Origin of the sequence: Staphylococcus sp. FSL W8-0774 (assembly GCF_038006785.1) — a bacterium.
Taxonomy (GTDB): Bacteria; Bacillota; Bacilli; order Staphylococcales; family Staphylococcaceae; genus Staphylococcus; species Staphylococcus pasteuri.
The window spans coordinates 2,310,526-2,336,227 of the sequence record NZ_JBBOVW010000001.1 but is presented as its reverse complement, the minus strand read 5'-3'; the positions used below and the strand labels follow the sequence as shown (position 1 = coordinate 2,336,227).

At 36.1% G+C, this 25,702-nt stretch carries 16 protein-coding genes, 1 tRNA gene, 3 rRNA genes and 1 other RNA gene; 20 read left to right on the top strand and 1 reads right to left on the bottom strand.

Translation table 11 applies throughout. From position 1 onward, the window contains the following. Positions 1 to 52 precede the first annotated feature (52 nt). On the bottom strand, positions 53 to 928 hold the full coding sequence (gltC, locus tag NSQ15_RS11495) for a glutamate biosynthesis transcriptional regulator GltC (RefSeq protein ID WP_017638314.1): 876 nt from the start codon (positions 926 to 928) through the stop codon (positions 53 to 55). A 193-nt stretch (positions 929 to 1,121) separates the two neighbouring features. Between gltC and gltB the strand changes: the two genes are divergently transcribed. The 20 genes from gltB (at position 1,122) to NSQ15_RS11395 (ending at position 25,690) form a co-directional block, all read left to right on the top strand. Next, positions 1,122 to 5,618: a glutamate synthase large subunit gene (gene gltB, locus NSQ15_RS11490; RefSeq protein WP_340747165.1), complete on the top strand. Its 4,497-nt coding sequence runs from the start codon at positions 1,122 to 1,124 to the stop codon at positions 5,616 to 5,618. A gap of 15 nt (positions 5,619 to 5,633) precedes the next feature. Continuing rightward, positions 5,634 to 7,097 (top strand): glutamate synthase subunit beta, encoded by a 1,464-nt coding sequence (locus NSQ15_RS11485; protein ID WP_017638316.1) that lies wholly within the window; start codon positions 5,634 to 5,636, stop codon positions 7,095 to 7,097. A 53-nt stretch (positions 7,098 to 7,150) separates the two neighbouring features. Continuing rightward, a tRNA-Ser gene (locus tag NSQ15_RS11480) sits at positions 7,151 to 7,243 on the top strand. 311 nt (positions 7,244 to 7,554) lie between these two features. Continuing rightward, a complete protein-coding gene (gene treP, locus NSQ15_RS11475; RefSeq protein WP_070451591.1) occupies positions 7,555 to 8,991 on the top strand; it encodes a PTS system trehalose-specific EIIBC component in 1,437 nt (478 codons plus the stop codon). Positions 8,992 to 9,066: 75 nt separating this feature from the next. After that, positions 9,067 to 10,704: an alpha,alpha-phosphotrehalase gene (gene treC, locus NSQ15_RS11470; RefSeq protein ID WP_070451589.1), complete on the top strand. Its 1,638-nt coding sequence runs from the start codon at positions 9,067 to 9,069 to the stop codon at positions 10,702 to 10,704. Positions 10,705 to 10,728: 24 nt separating this feature from the next. Continuing rightward, a complete protein-coding gene (gene treR, locus NSQ15_RS11465) occupies positions 10,729 to 11,463 on the top strand; it encodes a trehalose operon repressor (RefSeq protein ID WP_070451587.1) in 735 nt (244 codons plus the stop codon). A gap of 90 nt (positions 11,464 to 11,553) precedes the next feature. Continuing rightward, positions 11,554 to 11,823, top strand: an RNA gene (gene ffs, locus NSQ15_RS11460) — signal recognition particle sRNA large type. A 159-nt stretch (positions 11,824 to 11,982) separates the two neighbouring features. Then, positions 11,983 to 12,513: a GNAT family N-acetyltransferase gene (locus tag NSQ15_RS11455; protein ID WP_070451585.1), complete on the top strand. Its 531-nt coding sequence runs from the start codon at positions 11,983 to 11,985 to the stop codon at positions 12,511 to 12,513. A gap of 70 nt (positions 12,514 to 12,583) precedes the next feature. Further along, positions 12,584 to 14,284, top strand: a complete 1,701-nt coding sequence (dnaX, locus tag NSQ15_RS11450) for a DNA polymerase III subunit gamma/tau (RefSeq protein ID WP_017638321.1) — start codon at positions 12,584 to 12,586, stop codon at positions 14,282 to 14,284. 90 nt (positions 14,285 to 14,374) lie between these two features. Continuing rightward, positions 14,375 to 14,692, top strand: coding sequence for a YbaB/EbfC family nucleoid-associated protein (locus NSQ15_RS11445; RefSeq protein ID WP_017638322.1), 318 nt, complete (start codon positions 14,375 to 14,377; stop codon positions 14,690 to 14,692). A gap of 4 nt (positions 14,693 to 14,696) precedes the next feature. Continuing rightward, complete coding sequence (gene recR, locus NSQ15_RS11440) at positions 14,697 to 15,293, top strand: recombination mediator RecR (protein ID WP_017638323.1); 597 nt, start codon at positions 14,697 to 14,699, stop codon at positions 15,291 to 15,293. A 471-nt stretch (positions 15,294 to 15,764) separates the two neighbouring features. After that, positions 15,765 to 17,317 (top strand): 16S ribosomal RNA (locus tag NSQ15_RS11435). A gap of 255 nt (positions 17,318 to 17,572) precedes the next feature. Beyond that, positions 17,573 to 20,494 (top strand): 23S ribosomal RNA (locus tag NSQ15_RS11430). Positions 20,495 to 20,563: 69 nt separating this feature from the next. After that, a 5S ribosomal RNA gene (rrf, locus tag NSQ15_RS11425) occupies positions 20,564 to 20,678 on the top strand. The 16S, 23S and 5S rRNA genes sit together here, the layout of an rRNA operon. A gap of 224 nt (positions 20,679 to 20,902) precedes the next feature. Further along, a complete protein-coding gene (locus NSQ15_RS11420) occupies positions 20,903 to 21,430 on the top strand; it encodes a GNAT family N-acetyltransferase (RefSeq protein ID WP_017638159.1) in 528 nt (175 codons plus the stop codon). A 35-nt stretch (positions 21,431 to 21,465) separates the two neighbouring features. After that, a complete protein-coding gene (locus tag NSQ15_RS11415) occupies positions 21,466 to 22,803 on the top strand; it encodes an aminotransferase class I/II-fold pyridoxal phosphate-dependent enzyme (RefSeq protein ID WP_217194207.1) in 1,338 nt (445 codons plus the stop codon). 2 nt (positions 22,804 to 22,805) lie between these two features. Beyond that, complete coding sequence (gene tmk / locus NSQ15_RS11410) at positions 22,806 to 23,417, top strand: dTMP kinase (protein WP_217194208.1); 612 nt, start codon at positions 22,806 to 22,808, stop codon at positions 23,415 to 23,417. Between the two features lie 34 nt (positions 23,418 to 23,451). Next, on the top strand, positions 23,452 to 23,781 hold the full coding sequence (locus tag NSQ15_RS11405; protein ID WP_017638156.1) for a cyclic-di-AMP receptor: 330 nt from the start codon (positions 23,452 to 23,454) through the stop codon (positions 23,779 to 23,781). A gap of 178 nt (positions 23,782 to 23,959) precedes the next feature. Beyond that, a complete protein-coding gene (locus NSQ15_RS11400) occupies positions 23,960 to 24,886 on the top strand; it encodes a DNA polymerase III subunit (RefSeq protein ID WP_017638155.1) in 927 nt (308 codons plus the stop codon). Further along, the gene (locus NSQ15_RS11395; protein WP_017638154.1) at positions 24,887 to 25,690 is read left to right on the top strand and encodes a PSP1 domain-containing protein; all 804 of its coding nucleotides are present in this window, start codon (positions 24,887 to 24,889) and stop codon (positions 25,688 to 25,690) included. Positions 25,691 to 25,702: the final 12 nt, after the last annotated feature.

Genomic DNA, 25,702 nt, shown 5'->3' with positions numbered 1-25,702 from the left:
TTAAGGCTATAAAAGTTGTCTATTTAAATTAGTTCATTTGATGATTTCATATTTAATGATATGTAGATGTTTTGTTGAATAAGGTTTTTATTGTTTGTAATGCTATTGGTAAATCTGGTTTGAGATTTTCCTTTTTAGCAATAACGCAAATTGTACGCTTTAATTCCGTATGACTAAGTGATACCTTAGTCCATTGGTTTGACTGTTTATCTAATGAAATCGTTTGGGGGGTAATAACTACACCTCTTTCATTCTTTAAAAGATATTGTGCTAATTGTATATCTGTAATCGTACGGATTGAAGATGACAATTTATCTTTAATAGACTCTGGTAATGCTGTTAGACAGTATACATTTTCTTGTTGTAATTGTTGCAATTGTGGTTGTAACGCGAATGTAATTGGATTGTTTTTGTTTGAATATAAGTAATAGTGTTCTTCAAATAAAGGCGTCATAATTAGGTTTGTATGATGCTTGATTTGATCGGTTAATTCAACAATGCCAATATCTATTTCTCCCGCTAAAACACCTTCTAAAATAGTTTCATCCTCGCTTAAGTCTGGAAAAATAAGACTTTCTGTTTGCTGTTCAAATGTTTGGACAAGTCGTCCTAGTATATTGGAAACGTCACTTTCACTATAGGATAAATAAATACTTTGATTACTCAATATATTTTGATGCTGAAATAATTGAACAGTTTTATCAAACTGATCCAAAATTTTAGTTGCCTCTTCTAGTAATTGTTTGCCCTCAGTTGTTAATAAAATATTTCGACCTCTTCTTTTAAATAAAGAGACGTGTAGTTCCTTTTCTAATTGGGTTATTTGGCGGCTTATAGCTGATTGAGCAATGTTTAATTCTAGTGCAGCTTCTGAAATATGTTCGCGTCGAGCGACTTCTACAAAATATTTAAGTTGTTTTATTTCCATGATTAAACCCCTCGCTTTAACAATCCATGCTTCTTGATTACATTTAACACTTATTATAACAGTTTATACACAAATCATTCTCTTTTTTAGATAAATATTATCTAATTTATATATTGAACAGATGAAAAAATTACATTATATTATTTATTATCATGTATCAATTGTCAGAAAATTCTAAAAGGGAGTGTGCATCATGTATAATGAGAGGCTAAAAAAGGGATTATACGACTATCGTGAGGAACATGATGCTTGTGGTATTGGTTTTTACGCTAATATGAATAATATTAGAACTCACGATGTTATTGGAAAATCATTGGAAATGTTGTGTAGATTAGATCATCGAGGCGGTGTTGGCGCTGATGGAATGACTGGTGATGGTGCGGGGATCATGACAGAAATTCCTTTTGAATTCTTTGAACATTTCTCTGATTTAGAGCTTCCAGATGAAGGCGAGTATGCTGTTGGTATGTTTTTCTCTAAAGAGAGAGTGATAGGAAGCAATCATGAAGCTGTATTGAATCAATATTTCGAAAATGAAGGACTAAAAATTATTGGATACCGGGATGTGCCGGTCAATAAAGAAGCAGTAGCACAACATGTTGCGGATACAATGCCTTATATTCAACAAGTATTTGTAGATATTAGACACGTTAATCATATTGAAAAACAACTTTACTTAGCTAGAAAGCAAATTGAATTTTACGCTGAAAAAGAAGACTTGGAACTATATTTTACAAGTTTGTCCCATAAGACGATTGTTTATAAAGGTTGGCTGCGTTCGGACCAAATTAAATCTTTATATCTGGATTTAACGCATGAATCTTATCAATCTAAACTTGGACTTGTTCATTCAAGATTTAGCACGAATACATTTCCAAGTTGGAAGCGAGCACATCCAAATAGGCTCCTCATGCATAATGGAGAAATTAATACCATAAAAGGTAACGTGAATTGGATGCGTGCACGTCAAAATAAATTAGTTCGTACATTATTTGGTGAAGACCAACATAAAATACACCGTATTGTCGATGAAGATGGTAGTGATTCTTCAATTGTAGATAATGCATTGGAATTTTTATCTTTAGCAATGGAACCGGAAAAAGTAGCGATGTTATTAATTCCAGAACCGTGGCTTTACAATAAATCAAATGACAAAGAAGTACGTGCATTTTATGAATTTTATAGTTATTTAATGGAACCATGGGATGGGCCGACTATGATTTCATTTTGTAATGGGGATAAAATTGGCGCTTTAACAGACCGAAATGGTTTACGTCCAGGTAGATACACGATTACAAAAGATAATTACATTGTATTCTCATCTGAAGTGGGAGTTATAGATGTACCTGAATCTGAAGTAGCATTTAAAGGACAATTGAACCCTGGTAAGTTATTATTAGTTGATTTTAAACAGAATAAAGTAGTTGAAAATAATGATTTGAAATCAGAAATTGCAAGCGAACATCCTTATTCGAAATGGATACATACAGACAAGTATGACGCTAATATTGAGAATACTGAATATCGTTCAAGTCATTTAGATTCAAAAACATTGTTAAAATTGCAAAATCAATTCGCTTATACGAAAGAAGAAATCAATAAATATATCGTTGATTTAGTAACTCAAAAGAAAGATCCGATAGGGGCGATGGGCTATGATTCACCTATCGCAGTCTTGAACGATAGACCTGAAACCCTATTTAATTATTTTAAACAGTTATTTGCACAAGTGACTAATCCACCTATTGATGCATATAGAGAGAAAATCGTTACAAGTGAGCTATCTTATCTAGGTGGAGAAGGTAACCTATTAAGACCAGATCAAACTGTACTACATCGCGTTCAACTTAAAAGGCCTGTAATGACAGAAGCACAGTTAGAAGTTATCGATGTAAAGAAATTTAAAACAACATATGTATCGACAATTTATCAAGATAATTTAGAACATAGTCTTGATTTGTTGGCAGAAACGGTTATACAACATGTTAAAGATGGTGCAGGAATTATTGTATTAGATGATAGTTTATTAGAGTCTAATGAAGGATTTGCAATGCCAATGTTATTAGCAGTAAGTCATGTTCATCAATGTTTAATACGTGAAGGACTAAGAATGGAAACAAGCATAGTTGCAAAATCAGGAGAAACACGCGAAGTACATCATGTAGCATGTTTATTAGGTTATGGAGCTAATGCAGTTGTACCTTATTTAGCACAACAAACAGTAGAACAATTAACCATTAATAATCAATTATCAGGAACGGTTGCAGCTAATGTTAAAACTTATACCGATGTTTTATCAGGAGGTGTAATCAAAGTAATGGCCAAAATGGGTATTTCAACAGTTCAAAGTTATCAAGGGGCACAAATTTTTGAAGCTATTGGTATATCACAAGATGTTATTGATAAATATTTTACAGGTACACAATCTAAAATTTCTGGTATTAGTATTCAACAAATTGATGATGAAAATAAAGCTAGACAGAGTCATCATTCAGATTATTTAGCACCTGGTAGTACATTCCAATGGAGACAACAAGGTCAACATCATGCCTTCAATCCACAGACTATTTTTCTATTACAACATGCTTGTCGTGATAACGATTATAAGTTATTCAAACAGTATTCAGATGCGGTCAACTATCAAAGACAAGATTTTATACGTCATTTATTGGAATTTAAGTCTTGTAAACCAATTGATATATCTAAAGTGGAACCAGCCTCTGAAATTGTAAAACGATTTAATACTGGTGCCATGAGTTATGGTTCTATTTCAGCAGAAGCACATGAAACATTAGCACAAGCGATGAACCATCTAGGTGGTAAGAGTAATAGTGGAGAGGGTGGCGAAGATCCATTACGTTATCAACCTCAAAAAGACGGTAGTAGTAAAATAAGTGCTATCAAACAAGTAGCGTCAGGTAGATTTGGAGTAACAAGTGATTATTTACAACATGCGAAAGAAATTCAAATCAAAGTAGCACAGGGTGCTAAACCAGGGGAAGGCGGTCAATTACCAGGATCTAAAGTATATCCATGGATAGCCGAAACAAGAGGATCTACACCAGGTATAGGATTAATTTCACCGCCACCACACCATGATATTTATTCTATTGAAGACTTAGCACAATTGATTCATGATTTGAAAAATGCGAATAAAGAAGCGGATATCGCTGTTAAGCTTGTTTCGAAAACAGGTGTAGGAACAATTGCCTCAGGTGTAGCTAAAGCTTTTGCTGACAAAATTGTAATCAGTGGTTATGACGGAGGTACAGGGGCGTCCCCTAAAACGAGTATTCAACATGCAGGGGTGCCATGGGAAATCGGATTAGCCGAAACCCATCAAACATTAAAATTAAACGATTTACGTAGTAGGGTGAAATTAGAAACAGATGGTAAATTACTTACTGGTAAAGATGTAGCGTATGCATGTGCGCTTGGAGCGGAAGAATTTGGATTTGCAACAGCACCGTTAGTTGTACTTGGATGTATTATGATGCGTGTTTGTCATAATGATACATGTCCGGTGGGAGTTGCTACTCAAAACAAAGATTTACGTGCGTTATTCAAAGGTAAAGTACAGCACGTAGTTAATTTTATGTACTTTATTGCAGAAGAATTAAGAGAAATACTTGCATCTTTAGGATTGAGAACAGTTGAAGAATTAATAGGACGTACAGATTTATTACAACGTGCCTCACATATAACACCTGGTACTAAGGCTGCATCTATTGATATTGAGCGTTTGCTAAGCATAGTAGAAGGACCAGATACTAAACAAATTGCTCAAGATCATCATTTAGATGAAGGTTTTGATTTAAATTATTTATATCCTGATGCTATACAAAGTATAGAAGCAGGACGTGCATTTTCAGGAAGTTATACAGTTAAGAACGTACAACATGATGTTGGCGTAATTACTGGTAGTGCGATTGCTAAACAATATGGGGAAAAAGGATTGCCTGAAGATACAATATATGTACATACGGAAGGTCATGCTGGACAGAGTCTAGCAGCATTTGCACCTAAAGGGTTAACCATACATCATAATGGTGATGCGAATGACTATGTTGGAAAAGGGTTGTCTGGGGGAACGGTGATAGTTCAAGCGCCAAATCAATCACGTGAAAACGAAATTATCGCAGGAAATGTTTGTTTCTATGGTGCGTCGAAAGGTAAAGCTTTCATTAATGGTAAAGCTGGCGAACGTTTTTGTATCAGAAATAGTGGTGTCGATGTAGTAGTTGAAGGTATTGGTGACCATGGACTTGAATATATGACAGGGGGACATGTATTAATTCTTGGTGACGTTGGAAAGAATTTTGGTCAAGGTATGAGTGGTGGTGTTAGTTACATCTTCCCAAGTGATGTTAATGAATTTAAAGAAAAGCATGCACTTTCTACTTTGGAATTTAGTGATGTGACATATGAAGAAGAAAAGCAATTTATTAAATCAATGCTAGAAGCTCATGTGAAATATACACATAGTTCAAAAGCACAAACACTACTACAACGCTTCGATCAAATTTCAGAATCAGTCGTAAAAGTGATACCTAAAGATTATAAATTAATGATGCAAAAAATTGATATTCAATTACGTCATCATAATCAAAAAGACGAAGCAATGTTAGCAGCATTTTATGATGAAAGAACCAGTATAGATACAAAATTAAAACCGGCAGTAGTTTATTAAGAAAGAGGGATTATCATGGGCGAGTTTAAAGGGTTTATGAAATATGAAAAACAAGCATTATCAGAGTTGTCTTTGATTGATCGTCTTTCAAACCACAAAGCATTTCAAAATCGATTTTCAAAAGATGATGCTTCAATTCAAGGTGCAAGATGTATGGATTGTGGTACACCATTTTGTCAAAGTGGATTATCCTATGGGAATGAAACCATAGGATGTCCAATTGGTAATTACATACCTGAATGGAATGATCTTGTTTATCGTGGTGACTATAAAACTGCCTACGAAAGACTTAGCGAAACTAATAATTTTCCGGAATTTACAGGGCGTGTATGTCCAGCACCATGTGAACATGCATGTGTGATGAAAATTAATAGAGAGTCAGTAGCGATTAAAGGTATTGAACGAACTATTATTGATGAAGCTTATGACAATGGCTGGGTTAAACCGAAATATCCTGAAGCGGATAGAAATGAAACAATTGCAATTGTTGGAAGTGGTCCGGCCGGTTTGACAGCAGCAGATGAACTTAATCATCGAGGATATAAAGTGACAGTATACGAACGTGCTAAAGAACCGGGTGGATTATTGATGTATGGTATTCCTAATATGAAGTTAGATAAAGATGTTGTAAGACGTCGTGTCAAATTAATGGAAGAAGCTGGCATTACATTCAAAACAGGTATAGAAATAGGTGTAGATATCAATCGTGAAGAACTAGAAAAGATGTATGATGCAATAATTCTATGCACTGGTTCTCAAAATGCTAGAGACTTACCTTTAGAAGGACGTATGGGTTACGGTATACATTTTGCAATGGATTATTTAACTGAACAAACTCAATTTTTAAATGGTGAAATTGACGAGGTAACAATAACAGCTAAAGATAAAAATGTCATCATTATCGGAGCAGGTGATACAGGTGCAGACTGTGTTGCTACTGCATTACGTGAAAATTGCAAATCTGTCGTACAGTTTAATAAGTATACGAAATTACCTGAAGAAATCACTTTTGAAACCAATACGTCATGGCCATTAGCCTTACCAGTATTTAAAATGGATTATGCTCATAAGGAATATGAAGCACGTTTTGGTCAAGAACCACGTGCTTATGGTGTACAAACGATGAGGTATGATGTGGATCATATTGGTAATGTTAGAGGACTCTATACACAAGTAATTAGTGAAACTGAAGATGGAACTGTAATGGGAGAAGGGTCAGAAAAATTTTGGCCTGCTGATTTAGTATTACTTTCCATTGGTTTTGTAGGTACTGAAACGACAATTCCACAATCATTTGGTATTAAAACTGAAAGAAATAAAATTATTGCTAATGATAGAGATTTTAGAACGAATCATTCGAAAATTTTTGCTGCTGGTGATGCTCGAAGAGGTCAAAGTCTTGTTGTTTGGGCTATTAAAGAAGGTAGAGCAGTGGCTGATGCAGTTGAAAGTTATTTAAATCAAAAAATTCTAGTGTAAAAAAAGAATTGACTTTTAATGAACGCTATTATAATATATTTATTGTGTTCAATGGAGGAATACCCAAGTTCGGCTGAAGGGATCGGTCTTGAAAACCGACAGGGCCTTAACGGGCCGCGGGGGTTCGAATCCCTCTTCCTCCGCCATTAGAATTTTAAATCCAAGACTAATAGATATAAAAGGCAAGTATTCATTTATCAATGAGTATTTGCCTTTTTTATTTGTTTTTGGAGTCAAAAACCCTCATCTTTAATGCATTAGTAATGTCCGTCCACATTTGATAGATACAGGTTTTAATCCGCGCAGTCCATAATTAGTTCTTAACTGTTAAATCAATATTAATAATGGCGTATTTGTGAATTTAACATTGAACGATTAACTCTACTTTTCTGAAAGCCTTTACATAACTTGTCTAGACAAGTTATAATCAGCATAAGAAAACAAAGGAGTGACGGCTATGGCTGTAAATAATAAAGATGTAAAAGCCATTGTAGATGCAATTGGGGGCAAAGAAAATCTAGACACTGCAACACACTGCGTGACAAGGTTACGATTAGTGTTAAAAGACGATAACAAGGTAGATAAAGATGCATTAAGTGATAATCCTTTAGTAAAAGGACAATTCAAAGCAGATCATCAATACCAAATTGTTATTGGTCCGGGGACAGTTGATGAAGTCTATAAACAATTTGTAGCAGAAACCGGAGCAGAAGAAGCATCTAAAGATGACGCTAAACAAGCTGCAGCGAAAAAGGGGAATCCTATACAAAGATTGATTAAATTGTTAGGGGATATATTTATACCAATCTTGCCAGCGATTGTAACTGCAGGTTTATTAATGGGGATTAATAACATTTTAACCATGGAAGGTCTTTTTGGTCCTAAAAAGTTAATAGAAATGTACCCGCAAATTGCGGATATTTCAGATATGATTAACGTTATAGCTAACACAGCCTTCATTTTCTTACCAGCGTTAATTGGTTGGAGTAGTATGCGAGTGTTTGGAGGAAGTCCGATTTTAGGTTTAGTATTGGGACTTATTTTGATGAATCCACAACTTGTCTCTCAATACGATATCGGTAAAGGACATATACCAACTTGGAATTTATTTGGATTAGAAATTAAACAATTGAATTATCAAGGACAAGTTTTACCAGTATTATTAGCTACATATGTTTTGGCAAAAATTGAAAAAGTACTTAATAAAGTTGTACATGATTCCATTAAAATGCTAGTTGTCGGTCCAGTTGCACTGTTAATAACAGGCTTCTTGGCATTTATTGTTATCGGACCAATTGCCTTAATATTAGGTACAGGAATTACAAATGGAGTAACATATGTTTTCGAACATGCAGGTTGGTTAGGTGGTGCCTTATATGGTTTATTATACGCGCCACTTGTTATCACAGGACTGCACCACATGTTCTTAGCTGTTGACTTCCAATTAATGGGTAGTAGTTTAGGCGGCACATATTTATGGCCAATTTTAGCCATTTCTAATATTTGCCAAGGGTCAGCAGCATTTGGTGCATGGATTGTCTACAAACGTAAGAAGATGGTTAAAGAAGAAGGCCTTGCATTTACTTCAGGTATTTCAGGTGTATTAGGAGTTACTGAACCAGCATTATTTGGTGTGAATTTACCATTGAAATATCCATTTATCTCTGCAATTCTAACATCAAGTGTACTCGGAGGGTTCATTGGTGCTAATAAAGTATTAGGTAAAGTGGGTGTTGGTGGTTGGCCAGCATTTATTTCAATAAAAAATGAATTTTGGTGGATTTATATCCCGGCTATATTAGTGGCTACGATTATACCAGCAATTTTAACGATAGTATTTTCAAGATTTAGTAATCAAAAAGCCAAAAAAATGGTCGATACATCTAACTCATAAAATTAAAGCTTTCATGTTTAGCAAACCTCTGAACGCTTTTTATTATTAAACAATGTACAAAAAGGTGGTTTTACAATGAAAGAACAAGACTGGAGAAAGTCAGTAGTTTATCAAATATATCCTAAGTCATTTAATGATACAACGGGAAATGGTGAAGGTGACCTCAAAGGTATTATAGAAAAACTCGACTACTTACAATTTTTAGGAATTGATTATATTTGGTTAACACCTATTTATGAATCACCAATGAATGATAACGGATATGATATAAGTAATTATCTGAAGGTTAATGAGAATTTTGGTACATTAGACGACTTTAAACTCTTGGTAAAAGAGGCACATCAAAGAAATATTAAAATAATGATGGATATCGTAATCAATCATACATCAACTGAACATCAATGGTTTAAAGAAGCGATTAAATCTAAGGATAGTCCATATCGTGATTATTACTTCTTTAGATCATCAGAAGATGGGCCACCAACCAATTGGGAATCTAAATTTGGTGGGAATGCTTGGAAATATGATGAACAAACAGATGAATATTACTTACATTTATTCGATGTTACGCAAGCTGATTTAAATTGGGATAATCCTGAAGTACGACAAGCACTATATAAAATTGTAAATTATTGGATAGACTTTGGTGTGGATGGATTCCGTTTTGATGTGATTAATCTTATTTCTAAAGGTGAATTTAAAGATTCTAAAAAAATTGGTAAAGAATTTTATACAGATGGCCCAAGAGTACATGAATTTTTACATGAGTTAAATCAAAATACATTTGGAAATAAAGACATGATGACTGTAGGTGAAATGTCATCTACAACAATTGATCATTGTGTTAAATACTCTAATCCTAATCGACAAGAATTAAGTAGTGTATTCAATTTCCATCATTTGAAAGTTGACTATCCTGATGGAGAAAAATGGGCTAAAGGGAAAATGGATTTTCATCAGCTTAAAGAAATATTAATGAATTGGCAATTGGGTATTTACGAAGGTGGAGGTTGGAACGCAATATTTTGGTGTAATCACGATCAACCACGTGTTGTTTCGCGTTTTGGAGATGATAGTTCAGAAGAGTTACGTCAAGCAAGTGCAAAAACTTTAGCCATTGCACTACATATGTTGCAAGGTACACCTTATATCTATCAAGGAGAAGAGATAGGTATGACAAATCCTCATTTTAAATCAATAGAGGAATATAGAGATATAGAATCTTTGAATGCTTTTCATTATTTGAAGAGCCAAGGTTATTCAGAACAACACATTCTAGAAATATTAGACCAAAAATCACGCGATAATTCTCGAACACCAATGCAATGGGATGATTCAGAAAATGCAGGTTTTACTTCAGGAGAGTCATGGATTGCTACTGCCGATAATTATCAAAAGATTAATGTTGAACAAGCAATGAAAGATTCCGAATCCGTTCTGCATACTTATAAAGCATTAATAAATTTAAGACATCAAAATGATATTTTAACTTATGGTAATATAGAACCGATGTATATGGATCACAATCAATTATTTGTATATCGTCGACATTATCGTCATCAAACTTGGTTAATTATAGCTAATTTCTCAAAAGATGAAGTCACTTTACCTGATGGCTTAGATATATCAGGAGATACTATTATTCAAAATGGAACTATAAATCAGCATAAAATATCAGGATTTGGCGCGATTGTTATAGAAATAGTAAAGTAAATACGATTAAAAGAGGAATACACCATGGTACAAAAGAAATTCATCACAATTTATGAACAATTGAAAAATCAAATCTTAACAGAAGTGTATCGATATAGTGAACAACTACCTTCTGAAAATGAATTAGTTACAACATATGGAACTTCGAGAGAAACTGTTCGTAAAGCGCTGGATTTATTAGCTAATGATGGTATGATTCAAAAAATTAGAGGTAAAGGTTCTGTTGTAATATACCAAGGGATAACTGAATTTCCTTTTTCAGAATTAATTAGTTTTAAAGAGATACAACATCAATTGGGTTTAAAACATCATACTGAACTTGTGATTAATGAAGAAATAAATGCCGCTGATGCAGAAAAAGTACAATTTGAATTAGGTTTGGAAAAAGATGATAAATTAATTCATGTTATTCGTACACGTTCTATAGAAGGAAAAGTAAAAATTTTAGATGAAGATTTCTTCGTAAAATCTATTGTTGGAAACATTAGTGATGAAGTAGCAAGACAATCCATATATGATTATTTAGAAAATGATTTACAACTAGAGATTAGTTATTCGAGTAAATCAATTACTTTTGAACCATTTTCAAAGATAGATGATGAGGTATTTGGCGATATTAATCCGCCTTATACCGCTACTGTAAGAAGTACAGTCTACTTAAAAGATACAACTCAGTTTCAATACAATATATCTAAACACATTGCGACAGATTTTAAATTTAAAGAGTTTTCTCGGCGTCGTGAAAATCTTATCCAGTAGTTTCTTTAATATAATAGTTCTAATAGATATTTTTCAGAATAAGATTTTAAGCTTGCAAACAATAGAGGAATTATAGTATTATAAATCTTACCGTGCTAGGTGGGGAGGTAGCGGTTCCCTGTACTCGAAATCCGCTTTATGCGAGACTTAATTCCTTTGTTGAGGGCGTATTTTTGTGAAGTCTGCCCGAAGCACGTAGTGTTTGAAGATTTCGGTCCTATGCAATATGAACCCACGAATCATGTCAGGTCCTGACGGAAGCAGCATTAAGTGGATAATCATATGTGCCGTAGGGTAGCCGAGATTTAGCTAACGACTTCGGTAACGTTTGTGATATACGTTCGATACAAAGGTGCACGGTTTTTAATTTTAAAAAACTAATTATACAAAATATAGATTTGAGCGACTTATTTTCGATGAGTCGCTCTCTTTTTTATAAATAGATAAATATGACATAATTTGATAAAGTTAAAGCGATATATAAGTGCAATAGCTAATGACAAACATGGTGGTGAAACAATGCAAATATACTTGAGTACCTTAACCGAAGTGGATTATGAAGAATCGTTGAATAGTATTGAAGAAAACTATGATGATCAACCTGAAACGAGTTGGCAAGAAAAAGCACTCGTTAAAAAATTAAGAAAATCAGATGACTATAATTATGAATTAGAAGTCATTGCGAAAAATGAGCAAAATAAAGTTATTGGACATGCCTTACTAATAGAAGTAAGTGTTACATCGGAAGAAAAGAAATATACAGCTTTAACCATCGCGTCTTTATCAGTAAAAAAAGAATTAAGAAATCAAGGATTAGGTAAAGCTCTTGTGCAAGCTGTTGAAGAACGAGCTAAATCCCAAGATTATACAACGATTGTTGTTGACCGAGAACAAGACTATTTTAAAAAGTTAGGTTATCAACTGGCTAGTGAATTCGGCTTATATTCAGAATATGGAGATGAGTCACAACCTTTATTAGTGAAATTTCTATGGGATAACTTAATAGATCCACCAATTGGAAAAGTAAAATATCCAAGTATTATGCGTTAACACACTTTTATTGATGAACAAGTTTACGTGCGTGATATAATAGAATGTAATTGCTAATGGAGGTGCTAAGTTGAATTATCAAGCGTTATATCGTATGTATCGCCCTCAAAGTTTTGATGATGTTGTTGGTCAAGAACATGTAACTAAAACTTTGCGAAATGCGATTTCTAAAGGGAAGCAATCTCATGCTTACATATTTAGTGGCCCAAGAGGAACTGGGAAGACGAGTATTGCTAAAGTATTTGCGAAAGCTATCAATTGTACAAATAGTTCGGATGGAGAACCATGTAATGAGTGTGCGATTTGTAAAGGCATTACGCAAGGTACTAACTCTGATGTTATTGAAATTGATGCCGCAAGTAACAATGGTGTAGACGAAATTAGAAACATTAGAGATAAAGTTAAATATGCTCCAAGCGAATCAAAATATAAAATTTATATTATAGATGAAGTTCACATGCTGACTACTGGGGCTTTTAATGCATTGTTAAAAACATTAGAAGAACCACCTGCACACGCGATTTTTATTTTAGCGACAACTGAACCTCATAAAATTCCACCAACGATTATTTCAAGAGCACAAAGATTTGATTTTAAAGCAATCAGTTTAAATCAAATTGTTGATCGTTTGAAATATGTAGCTGATTCACAATCATTACCATACGATGATGAGGCCTTAGAGTTTATTGCCAAGGCATCTGAAGGTGGTATGCGAGATGCGTTAAGTATTATGGACCAAGCTATTGCGTTCGGAGATGAACACTTAACTTTACAAGATGCGTTAAATGTTACAGGCAGCGTTGACGAAGCGTCACTTAATGAATTATTTAAAGATATTGTTGAAGGTGATGTTAAAGAATCATTTAATAGATATCACCAATTTGTTACAGAAGGTAAAGAAGTTAATCGTTTGATTAATGATATGATTTATTTTGTTAGAGATACTATTATGAACAAAACGTCTAACCAAGACGTTGAATATGATGCACTTATTCATTTTGACTTAGATACCTTATATCGTATGATTGATATCATTAATGACACATTAGTTTCTATACGTTTTAGTGTAAATCAAAGTGTTCACTTTGAAGTACTGTTAGTAAAATTAGCGGAAATGATTAAAGCTAAACCAGAAACAGTACAAAATGTTGCGACTACACAAGTTGCCACAGAGCCTAATAATGATGTTTTATTACAACGTATGGAACAATTAGAACAAGAACTTAAAACCTTGAAATCTCAAGGAGTGGCTACATCAGGACAAACGCAACAACCTAAAAAACCTGTGCGTAGTCAACAACGCTCTAAAAACGCATTTTCAATGCAACAAATTGCAAAAGTTTTAGATAAAGCGAATAAGGATGACATTAAGTTACTTAAAAATCATTGGCAAGAAGTAATTGATCATGCTAAAAATAATGACAAAAAATCTTTAGTGAGCTTACTTCAAAATTCAGAACCTGTTGCTGCTAGTGAAGATCATGTACTAGTTAAGTTTGAAGAAGAAATTCATTGTGAAATTGTTAATAAAGACGATGAAAAACGTAATAATATAGAAAGTGTTGTTTGTAATATCGTCAATAAAACAGTCAAAGTGGTAGGCGTGCCTTCAGACCAATGGTTACGTGTTAGAGCTGAGTATCTCCAAAATCGTAAACAAGATCAACATCATGAAGCGGAAGAAAATGAAAAAGAACCAGAACAAGAGGATATAGCACAAAAAGCAAAAGATTTATTTGGCGAAGAAACAGTTCATATGATAGATGAATAGCCACACATGACAAGGCTAATATTCGTATGTATAATATAAACAAAGTAATAATTTAAAGAATATGAAGGATTATAAGGAGGAAATGGAATTATGCGCGGTGGCGGAAATATGCAACAAATGATGAAACAAATGCAAAAAATGCAAAAGAAAATGGAACAAGAACAAGAGAAATTAAAAGAAGAACGTGTAGAAGGTACAGCAGGTGGAGGCATGGTTACTGTAACAGTTACTGGCCACAAAGAAGTTGTTGACGTACAAATCAAAGAAGATGCTGTAGATCCAGATGATGTTGAAATGTTACAAGACCTAGTATTAGCTGCTACAAATGAAGCAATGAATAAAGCTGATAAATTAACACAAGAACGTCTAGGTAAACATACTCAAGGCTTAAACATCCCTGGAATGTGATAATATGCATTATCCAGAACCAATATCCAAACTTATAGATAGTTTTATGAAATTGCCAGGCATTGGTCCTAAGACAGCTCAACGTCTGGCTTTTCATACATTAGATATGAAAGAAGACGACGTTGTTCAATTTGCGAAAGCACTTGTAGATGTTAAACGTGAACTTACTTATTGTAGTGTTTGTGGACATATTACAGAGAAAGATCCTTGCTACATTTGTGAAGACAAACAACGAGATCGTTCAGTAATCTGTGTTGTTGAAGATGATAAAGACGTTATCGCAATGGAAAAGATGAGAGAATTTAAAGGATTATATCATGTGTTACATGGATCTATTTCTCCAATGGATGGTATAGGTCCAGAAGATATTAATATACCTGCATTAGTCGATCGACTAAAAAGTGATGAAGTTAAAGAATTAATTTTAGCGATGAATCCTAACTTAGAAGGTGAGTCAACGGCGATGTATATTTCAAGACTTGTAAAACCTATTGGGATAAAAGTAACGCGTTTAGCCCAAGGTTTATCAGTTGGTGGAGATTTAGAGTATGCTGATGAAGTGACCTTATCCAAAGCAATTGCCGGTAGAACTGAAATGTAGTTTAAACGCTGATATGTATAGTATCAGCGTTTTTTATATTTCTTAATAAAAATTTAAAAAAAGATAAAGTTTGTAAATTAAAGGTTTATCTTAGGGATAAATGAGTAATTCTATGGAATATATAATCAAAAAATGAACTTTATATAATGGATAGTCTATATCGTTCGGCATATGATTAAATAGGAGTTCTCGTTTGTTAAGAAAGTGTAAATTTTACTGTTGTTAAAAGCTTTGTGAGCCTGTATAGTATATATTTGTTGAGCGGAACAAAGCGAAACACAAACAAAATACTTCAAAAATTAATTATAAAAAGTTGTTGACTTTAAAGTTAATAAAGCGTATAATTAATTCTTGTCGGTAAAGAAATGAACATTGAAAACTGAATGACAATATGTCAACGTTAATTCCAATAATGTAACGGAAGTTACAACAATTAATTTAGTTTTATGAGCTAATCAAACATCATAATTTTTTATGGAGAGTTTGATCCTGGCTCAGGATGAACGCTGGCGGCGTGCCTAATACATGCAAGTCGAGCGAACAGATAAGGAGCTTGCTCCTTTGACGTTAGCGGCGGACGGGTGAGTAACACGTGGATAACCTACCTATAAGACTGGGATAACTTCGGGAAACCGGAGCTAATACCGGATAAGATTTTGAACCGCATGGTTCAATAGTGAAAGACGGCCTTGCTGTCACTTATAGATGGATCCGCGCCGTATTAGCTAGTTGGTAAGGTAACGGCTTACCAAGGCAACGATACGTAGCCGACCTGAGAGGGTGATCGGCCACACTGGAACTGAGACACGGTCCAGACTCCTACGGGAGGCAGCAGTAGGGAATCTTCCGCAATGGGCGAAAGCCTGACGGAGCAACGCCGCGTGAGTGATGAAGGTCTTCGGATCGTAAAACTCTGTTATCAGGGAAGAACAAACGTGTAAGTAACTGTGCACGTCTTGACGGTACCTGATCAGAAAGCCACGGCTAACTACGTGCCAGCAGCCGCGGTAATACGTAGGTGGCAAGCGTTATCCGGAATTATTGGGCGTAAAGCGCGCGTAGGCGGTTTTTTAAGTCTGATGTGAAAGCCCACGGCTCAACCGTGGAGGGTCATTGGAAACTGGAAAACTTGAGTGCAGAAGAGGAAAGTGGAATTCCATGTGTAGCGGTGAAATGCGCAGAGATATGGAGGAACACCAGTGGCGAAGGCGACTTTCTGGTCTGTAACTGACGCTGATGTGCGAAAGCGTGGGGATCAAACAGGATTAGATACCCTGGTAGTCCACGCCGTAAACGATGAGTGCTAAGTGTTAGGGGGTTTCCGCCCCTTAGTGCTGCAGCTAACGCATTAAGCACTCCGCCTGGGGAGTACGACCGCAAGGTTGAAACTCAAAGGAATTGACGGGGACCCGCACAAGCGGTGGAGCATGTGGTTTAATTCGAAGCAACGCGAAGAACCTTACCAAATCTTGACATCCTTTGACCACTCTAGAGATAGAGTTTTCCCCTTCGGGGGACAAAGTGACAGGTGGTGCATGGTTGTCGTCAGCTCGTGTCGTGAGATGTTGGGTTAAGTCCCGCAACGAGCGCAACCCTTAAGCTTAGTTGCCATCATTAAGTTGGGCACTCTAAGTTGACTGCCGGTGACAAACCGGAGGAAGGTGGGGATGACGTCAAATCATCATGCCCCTTATGATTTGGGCTACACACGTGCTACAATGGACAATACAAAGGGCAGCTAAACCGCGAGGTCAAGCAAATCCCATAAAGTTGTTCTCAGTTCGGATTGTAGTCTGCAACTCGACTACATGAAGCTGGAATCGCTAGTAATCGTAGATCAGCATGCTACGGTGAATACGTTCCCGGGTCTTGTACACACCGCCCGTCACACCACGAGAGTTTGTAACACCCGAAGCCGGTGGAGTAACCATTTATGGAGCTAGCCGTCGAAGGTGGGACAAATGATTGGGGTGAAGTCGTAACAAGGTAGCCGTATCGGAAGGTGCGGCTGGATCACCTCCTTTCTAAGGATATATTCGGAACATCTTCGTAGAAGATGAAGGAATAACATTGACATATTGTATTCAGTTTTGAATGTTTATACAACATTCAAACATTTATTGTACATTGAAAACTAGATAAGTAAGTAAAATATAGATTTTACCAAGCAAAACCGAGTGAATTAGAGTTTTAAAGCTTGAATTCATAAGAAATAATCGCTAGTGTTCGAAAGAACACTCACAAGATTAATAACGCGTTTCCTGTAGGATGGAAACATAGATTAAGTTATTAAGGGCGCACGGTGGATGCCTTGGCACTAGAAGCCGAAGAAGGACGTTACTAACGACGATATGCTTTGGGGAGCTGTAAGTAAGCGTTGATCCAGAGATTTCCGAATGGGGAAACCCAACATGAGTTATGTCATGTTATCGATATGTGAATACATAGCATATCAGAAGGCAGACCCGGAGAACTGAAACATCTTAGTACCCGGAGGAAGAGAAAGAAAAATCGATTCCCTGAGTAGCGGCGAGCGAAACGGGAAGAGCCCAAACCAACAAGCTTGCTTGTTGGGGTTGTAGGACACTCTATACGGAGTTACAAAAGTATATATTAGACGAATCATCTGGAAAGTTGAATCAAAGAAGGTAATAATCCTGTAGTCGAAAATATATACTCTCTTGAGTGGATCCTGAGTACGACGGAGCACGTGAAATTCCGTCGGAATCTGGGAGGACCATCTCCTAAGGCTAAATACTCTCTAGTGACCGATAGTGAACCAGTACCGTGAGGGAAAGGTGAAAAGTACCCCGGAAGGGGAGTGAAAGAGAACTTGAAACCGTGTGCTTACAAGTAGTCAGAGCCCGTTAATGGGTGATGGCGTGCCTTTTGTAGAATGAACCGGCGAGTTACGATTTGATGCAAGGTTAAGCAGTGAATGTGGAGCCGTAGCGAAAGCGAGTCTGAATAGGGCGTTGAGTATTTGGTCGTAGACCCGAAACCAGGTGATCTACCCTTGGTCAGGTTGAAGTTCAGGTAACACTGAATGGAGGACCGAACCGACTTACGTTGAAAAGTGAGCGGATGAACTGAGGGTAGCGGAGAAATTCCAATCGAACCTGGAGATAGCTGGTTCTCTCCGAAATAGCTTTAGGGCTAGCCTCAAGTGATGATTATTGGAGGTAGAGCACTGTTTGGACGAGGGGCCCTTCTCGGGTTACCGAATTCAGACAAACTCCGAATGCCAATCAATTTAACTTGGGAGTCAGAACATGGGTGATAAGGTCCGTGTTCGAAAGGGAAACAGCCCAGACCACCAGCTAAGGTCCCAAAATATATGTTAAGTGGAAAAGGATGTGGCGTTGCCCAGACAACTAGGATGTTGGCTTAGAAGCAGCCATCATTTAAAGAGTGCGTAATAGCTCACTAGTCGAGTGACACTGCGCCGAAAATGTACCGGGGCTAAACATATTACCGAAGCTGTGGATTGTCCGTAGGACAATGGTAGGAGAGCGTTCTAAGGGCGTTGAAGCATGATCGCAAGGACATGTGGAGCGCTTAGAAGTGAGAATGCCGGTGTGAGTAGCGAAAGACGGGTGAGAATCCCGTCCACCGATTGACTAAGGTTTCCAGAGGAAGGCTCGTCCGCTCTGGGTTAGTCGGGTCCTAAGCTGAGGCCGACAGGCGTAGGCGATGGATAACAGGTTGATATTCCTGTACCACCTAGTATCGTTTTAATCGATGGGGGGACGCAGTAGGATAGGCGAAGCGTGCTATTGGATTGCACGTCCAAGCAGTAAGACTGAGTGTTAGGCAAATCCGGCACTCATAAGGTCAAGCTGTGATGGGGAGAGGAAATTGTTTCCTCGAGTCGTTGATTTCACACTGCCAAGAAAAGCCTCTAGATAGATAACAGGTGCCCGTACCGCAAACCGACACAGGTAGTCAAGATGAGAATTCTAAGGTGAGCGAGCGAACTCTCGTTAAGGAACTCGGCAAAATGACCCCGTAACTTCGGGAGAAGGGGTGCTCTTTAGGGTTAACGCCCAGAAGAGCCGCAGTGAATAGGCCCAAGCGACTGTTTATCAAAAACACAGGTCTCTGCTAAACCGTAAGGTGATGTATAGGGGCTGACGCCTGCCCGGTGCTGGAAGGTTAAGAGGAGTAGTTAGCTTCTGCGAAGCTACGAATCGAAGCCCCAGTAAACGGCGGCCGTAACTATAACGGTCCTAAGGTAGCGAAATTCCTTGTCGGGTAAGTTCCGACCCGCACGAAAGGCGTAACGATTTGGGCACTGTCTCAACGAGAGACTCGGTGAAATCATAGTACCTGTGAAGATGCAGGTTACCCGCGACAGGACGGAAAGACCCCGTGGAGCTTTACTGTAGCCTGATATTGAAATTCGGCACAGCTTGTACAGGATAGGTAGGAGCCTTTGAAACGTGAGCGCTAGCTTACGTGGAGGCATTGGTGGGATACTACCCTAGCTGTGTTGGCTTTCTAACCCGCACCACTTATCGTGGTGGGAGACAGTGTCAGGTGGGCAGTTTGACTGGGGCGGTCGCCTCCTAAAAGGTAACGGAGGCGCTCAAAGGTTCCCTCAGAATGGTTGGAAATCATTCATAGAGTGTAAAGGCATAAGGGAGCTTGACTGCGAGACTTACAAGTCGAGCAGGGTCGAAAGACGGACTTAGTGATCCGGTGGTTCCGCATGGAAGGGCCATCGCTCAACGGATAAAAGCTACCCCGGGGATAACAGGCTTATCTCCCCCAAGAGTTCACATCGACGGGGAGGTTTGGCACCTCGATGTCGGCTCATCGCATCCTGGGGCTGTAGTCGGTCCCAAGGGTTGGGCTGTTCGCCCATTAAAGCGGTACGCGAGCTGGGTTCAGAACGTCGTGAGACAGTTCGGTCCCTATCCGTCGTGGGCGTAGGAAATTTGAGAGGAGCTGTCCTTAGTACGAGAGGACCGGGATGGACATACCTCTGGTGTACCAGTTGTCGTGCCAACGGCATAGCTGGGTAGCTATGTATGGACGGGATAAGTGCTGAAAGCATCTAAGCATGAAGCCCCCCTCAAGATGAGATTTCCCAACTTCGGTTATAAGATCCCTCAAAGATGATGAGGTTAATAGGTTCGAGGTGGAAGCGTGGTGACACGTGGAGCTGACGAATACTAATCGATCGAAGACTTAATCAATTTTATGTTTTGCGACGCAAAATCATTTTACTTACTATCTAGTTTTGAATGTATAATACATTCCATTTGTCTGGTGACAATGGCAAGGAGGTCACACCTGTTCCCATGCCGAACACAGAAGTTAAGCTCCTTAGCGCCGATGGTAGTCGGACTAACGTTCCGCTAGAGTAGGACGTTGCCAGGCAAATAATAGGATGCGATGAGCCGCATTGAGACCGTAAGGTCTCTTTTTTTTATACATAAAAAGTGAAGCGCTTTAAATCGTCAACTAGTGAATCATAAACTTAATAGAGTATAATGCCAATGGAAGTCGAGCAATAAAACGTTGCTTAACTTCCTTTTTTATTATGAAATGATTTACATTTAACATAAAATTCAATAATATCGTACTAAAGGAGTGCTATAGAGATGATTATACGAGCTTTAGAAAAAACAGATTTACAGTATTTACATAACTTGAATAACGAGTATTCAATTATGTCTTATTGGTTTGAGGAACCCTATCAATCATTAAGTGAACTAGAATCACTTTACCAAAAGCATATTTTAGATGAATCTGAAAGACGTTTTGTAATTGAAGAAAACCAACAATCTATCGGTGTTGTTGAGTTATTGGAAATTAATTTTATACATAGAACATGCGAGGTGTTAATTATAGTAGATCCTCAATTTGCGAATAGAGGGTACGCTAAAAAAGCGTTTAAGATGGCAATAGATTATGCATTTTTAGTACTTAATATGCACAAGGTATATCTCTATGTAGATGTTAAAAATGAAAAAGCAGTGCACATATATAAAAGTAACAACTTTGAAATTGAAGGTGAATTAAAAGAGCACTTTTATACAAGGGGCGAATATAGAGATTGTTATGTCATGGGATTGTTAAAAAGAAATTGGGTCAACCAACAAGATGATGATTTATCTCATATAAGATAATCGAATAAATTAATTATAGTGAAAAGAGTGATGATTTGAATCAACCTATTTCCAATCAATTAAAAAATTTAATATCACACCAAAGTATTTCAATGCATGTTCCTGGACATAAAAATATGACAATTGGTCTATTAAAAAACTTAGATTTTAAAATGGATATGACTGAAATAAGTGGATTAGATGATTTACATCATCCAGAAGAAATTATTTTAGATAGCATGGCGCAATTCAATAAACATCAAGATTATAATGCTTATCTATTAGTTAATGGTACAACGTCTGGTATTTTGTCTGTAATACAAGCATTAGCGCATCAAAATGGTGAATATTTAATACCTAGAAACGTACATAAATCTGTTTTTCATGGATTAGAGTTAGCCCATCAAAAAGCTAAATTTACAAAAATGAAAGTAAGTTCGACATCACATCATTACTTGTCTCCACAGTTACAAGATTTAGACTTAAATAATCAGAAATTAGCTATTATGACATATCCTAATTACTATGGTGAAACTTATGATATCCAATCTGACATTGAGCTTCTACATTCAAAACATATTCCAGTATTAATTGATGAAGCACATGGCGCTCATTTCGATTTGAAAGGTTTTCCAACTTCTTCGTTAAATTATGGAGCGGATTATGTAGTCCAGTCATATCATAAAACATTACCAGCACTAACGATGGGATCAATACTTTATATACATAAAGATGCGCCACATAAAGAAGAAATCAAACAATATTTATCATATTTTCAAACATCTAGTCCTTCATATCTTGTTATGGCAAGTTTAGAAATGGCACATACATTTTATGAAGAATATCAAAGTGATATCTTTTTTGAAAAGAGAGAATTATTACTGAATACACTAGAAAATAAAGGGTTTATTGTAAATAATGTTGATGATCCATTGAAAATGTTGATTACATATCCTGGTTATTCTGGATATGACATACAAAACTGGTTTGAAAAGGAACATATTTACGTAGAATTAGCCGATGATTACCAAGTTTTATTTGTATTACCACTATGGCATCAAGGAGACGAATATCCATTTAATATATTATTAGAAAAAATAAACAGTATGTTATTACCCGATATTAAGCAAGTGAGCCAATTTTATCCTGAACTTATGACTGAATGCGGAGAGTTTGTTCCTATATTTTATAATGATGTTAAATGGATAGATATTAATGATTCATTAGAATACCGTTTAGCACGTCACATAATACCATATCCACCAGGTGTTCCGATTTTGTTTAAAGGAGAAAAAATCACTGAAAATATGATAAAATTGATGAATCAATATCAACAATCAAATATGAAAGTTGAAGGTATAAAAGATAATCAAATTTTAATTAAGGATGAATAAAAATGTCAGCATTTATAACATTTGAAGGGCCAGAAGGTTCAGGTAAAACTACAGTTATAAAAGAAGTAGCAAAAAAGTTGGCTCAAACTTACGATGCTATTTCAACTCGTGAACCAGGTGGCGTATCAACGGGTGAAGAGATAAGAAAAGTCGTGCTAGAAGGCAACCACATGGATATTCGTACTGAAGCAATGCTTTTTGCAGCATCAAGACGTGAACATCTAGTAGAAAAAGTGATTCCAGCATTAAAAAATAAACAGATTGTTTTGTGTGATAGATATATCGATAGTTCATTAGCTTATCAAGGATATGCTAGAGGTATTGGTATTGAAGAGGTAAAGTCTTTAAATGAATTCGCAATTAATGGATTATATCCAGATTTAACAATATATTTAGATGTTTCTGCCGAAGTAGGTCGTGAAAGAATTTTAAAAAACAGTAGAAGTCAAAATCGTTTGGATCAAGAAGATATTGATTTTCATGAAAAAGTGATTGAGGGCTATCATCAAATAATAGAAAATGAACCCCAACGTTTTGTTCAAATAGACGCTGATCAACCTCTCGATGAAGTTGTTGCAGCTACATACAAATCTATCATCAAATATTTAAAATAATTGTGATATAATAATTGAAAGAGGTGTTATAAAAATGAAGATGATTATAGCAATCGTCCAAGACCAAGACAGCCAAGAACTTTCAGACCAACTTGTCAAACATGATTTTAGAGCAACTAAATTAGCAACAACAGGTGGGTTTTTAAAAGCTGGAAATACGACGTTTTTATGTGGGGTCAATGATGACCGTGTAGACGACTTATTATCAGTGATTAATAATACATGTGGTAATAGAGAACAACTAGTATCACCAATTACACCAATGGGTGGTAGTGCAGATTCTTACATACCATATCCAGTAGAAGTTGAAGTTGGCGGTGCTACGGTATTTGTAATGCCTATTGAAGCATTCCATCAATTTTAAATCGAACTAATAAAATAGGGGTATGACTATTTACTTTTTATATCATCCCCGAATTAAGCATATGCAGATAATGTTGTGTTTTAATTTGATTTATTAGTTTCAACAAAAAGTATTTAACAATTTGAGACTGCTTTTTTAGCAGTCTTTTTATATAAGAAGATATAGGAGAGATATCTAAATGGATGAACAACAGCAATTAACCAATGCATATGATTCGAATAAATTATCGCATGCTTATCTTTTCGAAGGTGATGATGCACAATCTATGCAAAATGTTGCTATGAACTTTGCTAAGATGATTTTATGTAATGATAATGAACAGTGCAAGGTTAAAGTTAGTACATTCAACCATCCTGATTTTTTGTATGTCTCTAGTGAAGAAAGTACTATAAAAAAGGAAGCCATCGAACAACTTGTTCATCATATGAATCAACTACCTATAGAAGGTGAGTATAAAGTTTATATTGTTGAAGATTTTGAAAAATTAACTGTTCAAGGTGAAAATAGTATATTAAAATTCTTGGAGGAACCACCTCAAAATACGATTGCAATATTATTATCTACAAAGCCGGAACAGATTTTAGATACTATACATTCAAGATGCCAACATGTTTATTTTAAACCTATTGATAAAGGACAATTCATTGATTATTTAGTTGAGCAGTCAATATCACGTCCAGTTGCTGAAATGTTAAGTACTTTCACGACTCAAGCAGAAACTGCATTCAATTTAAATGAAGAATATGATCTTGTGAGTTTAAGAAAGAGTATCGTTAGATGGTGTGAATTATTATTATCAAATCGTTCAATGGCCTTGATTGGTATTATTGATTTATTGAAACAGGCTAAAAACCGTAAATTACAGTTATTAACGTTAGCTTCAGTGAATGGATTTTTTGAGGATATTATGCATGCAAAAGTAGAAATGAATAGTGAATATATATTTAGCGACCTAAGTGTTGAGATAGAAAAATATGCAAAACATTTAACATATAACCAACTTATATTGATGTACGATCAATTAACAGAAGCACATAAAAAGTTAAATCAAAATGTAAACCCAACACTTGTATTTGAACAAATAGTGATTAAAGGTGTGAGATAGATGCCAGATGTAATAGGAGTACAGTTTCAAAAGGCTGGGAAATTAGAATATTATGCGCCTAAGGATTTACAGATTAAAAAAGATGATTGGGTAGTAGTAGAATCTAAACGTGGTATAGAAATCGGATTGGTTAAAATGCCGACACGATCAGTTGATGAAGGTGATGTAACTCTTCCATTGAAAGAAGTTATGAGAGTAGCTTCACAACAAGATATAGACACATACTATAGTAATGCAGATGATGCCGAAGAGGCATTAGCATTATGCAAAGATGTAGTAAGTCAACAGGGATTGGATATGAGATTAGTAAACTGTGAATACACGTTAGATAAATCAAAAGTTATATTCAATTTCACTGCAGATGATCGTATTGATTTTAGAAAGTTAGTTAAAGTATTAGCACAAAATTTAAAAACGAGAATCGAATTAAGACAAATTGGAGTACGCGACGAAGCTAAATTATTAGGTGGCATAGGTCCGTGTGGTCGTTCTCTTTGTTGTTCTACATTTTTAGGAGATTTTGAACCAGTATCCATAAAAATGGCTAAAGATCAAAACTTATCGTTAAATCCCGCCAAAATATCTGGTGCATGTGGACGTTTAATGTGCTGTTTAAAATATGAGAATGACTATTATGAAGAAGCACGTGCCCAATTACCAGATGTAGGTGATTCAATTGAAACGCCAGATGGTAATGGCCAAGTTGTTGGATTGAATATTTTAGATATATCCATGCAAGTTAAAGTAGAAGGCATGGAGCAACCGTTAGAATATAAAATGGAAGAAATTGAAGCATTTAATTAAGGAGGTTTAACC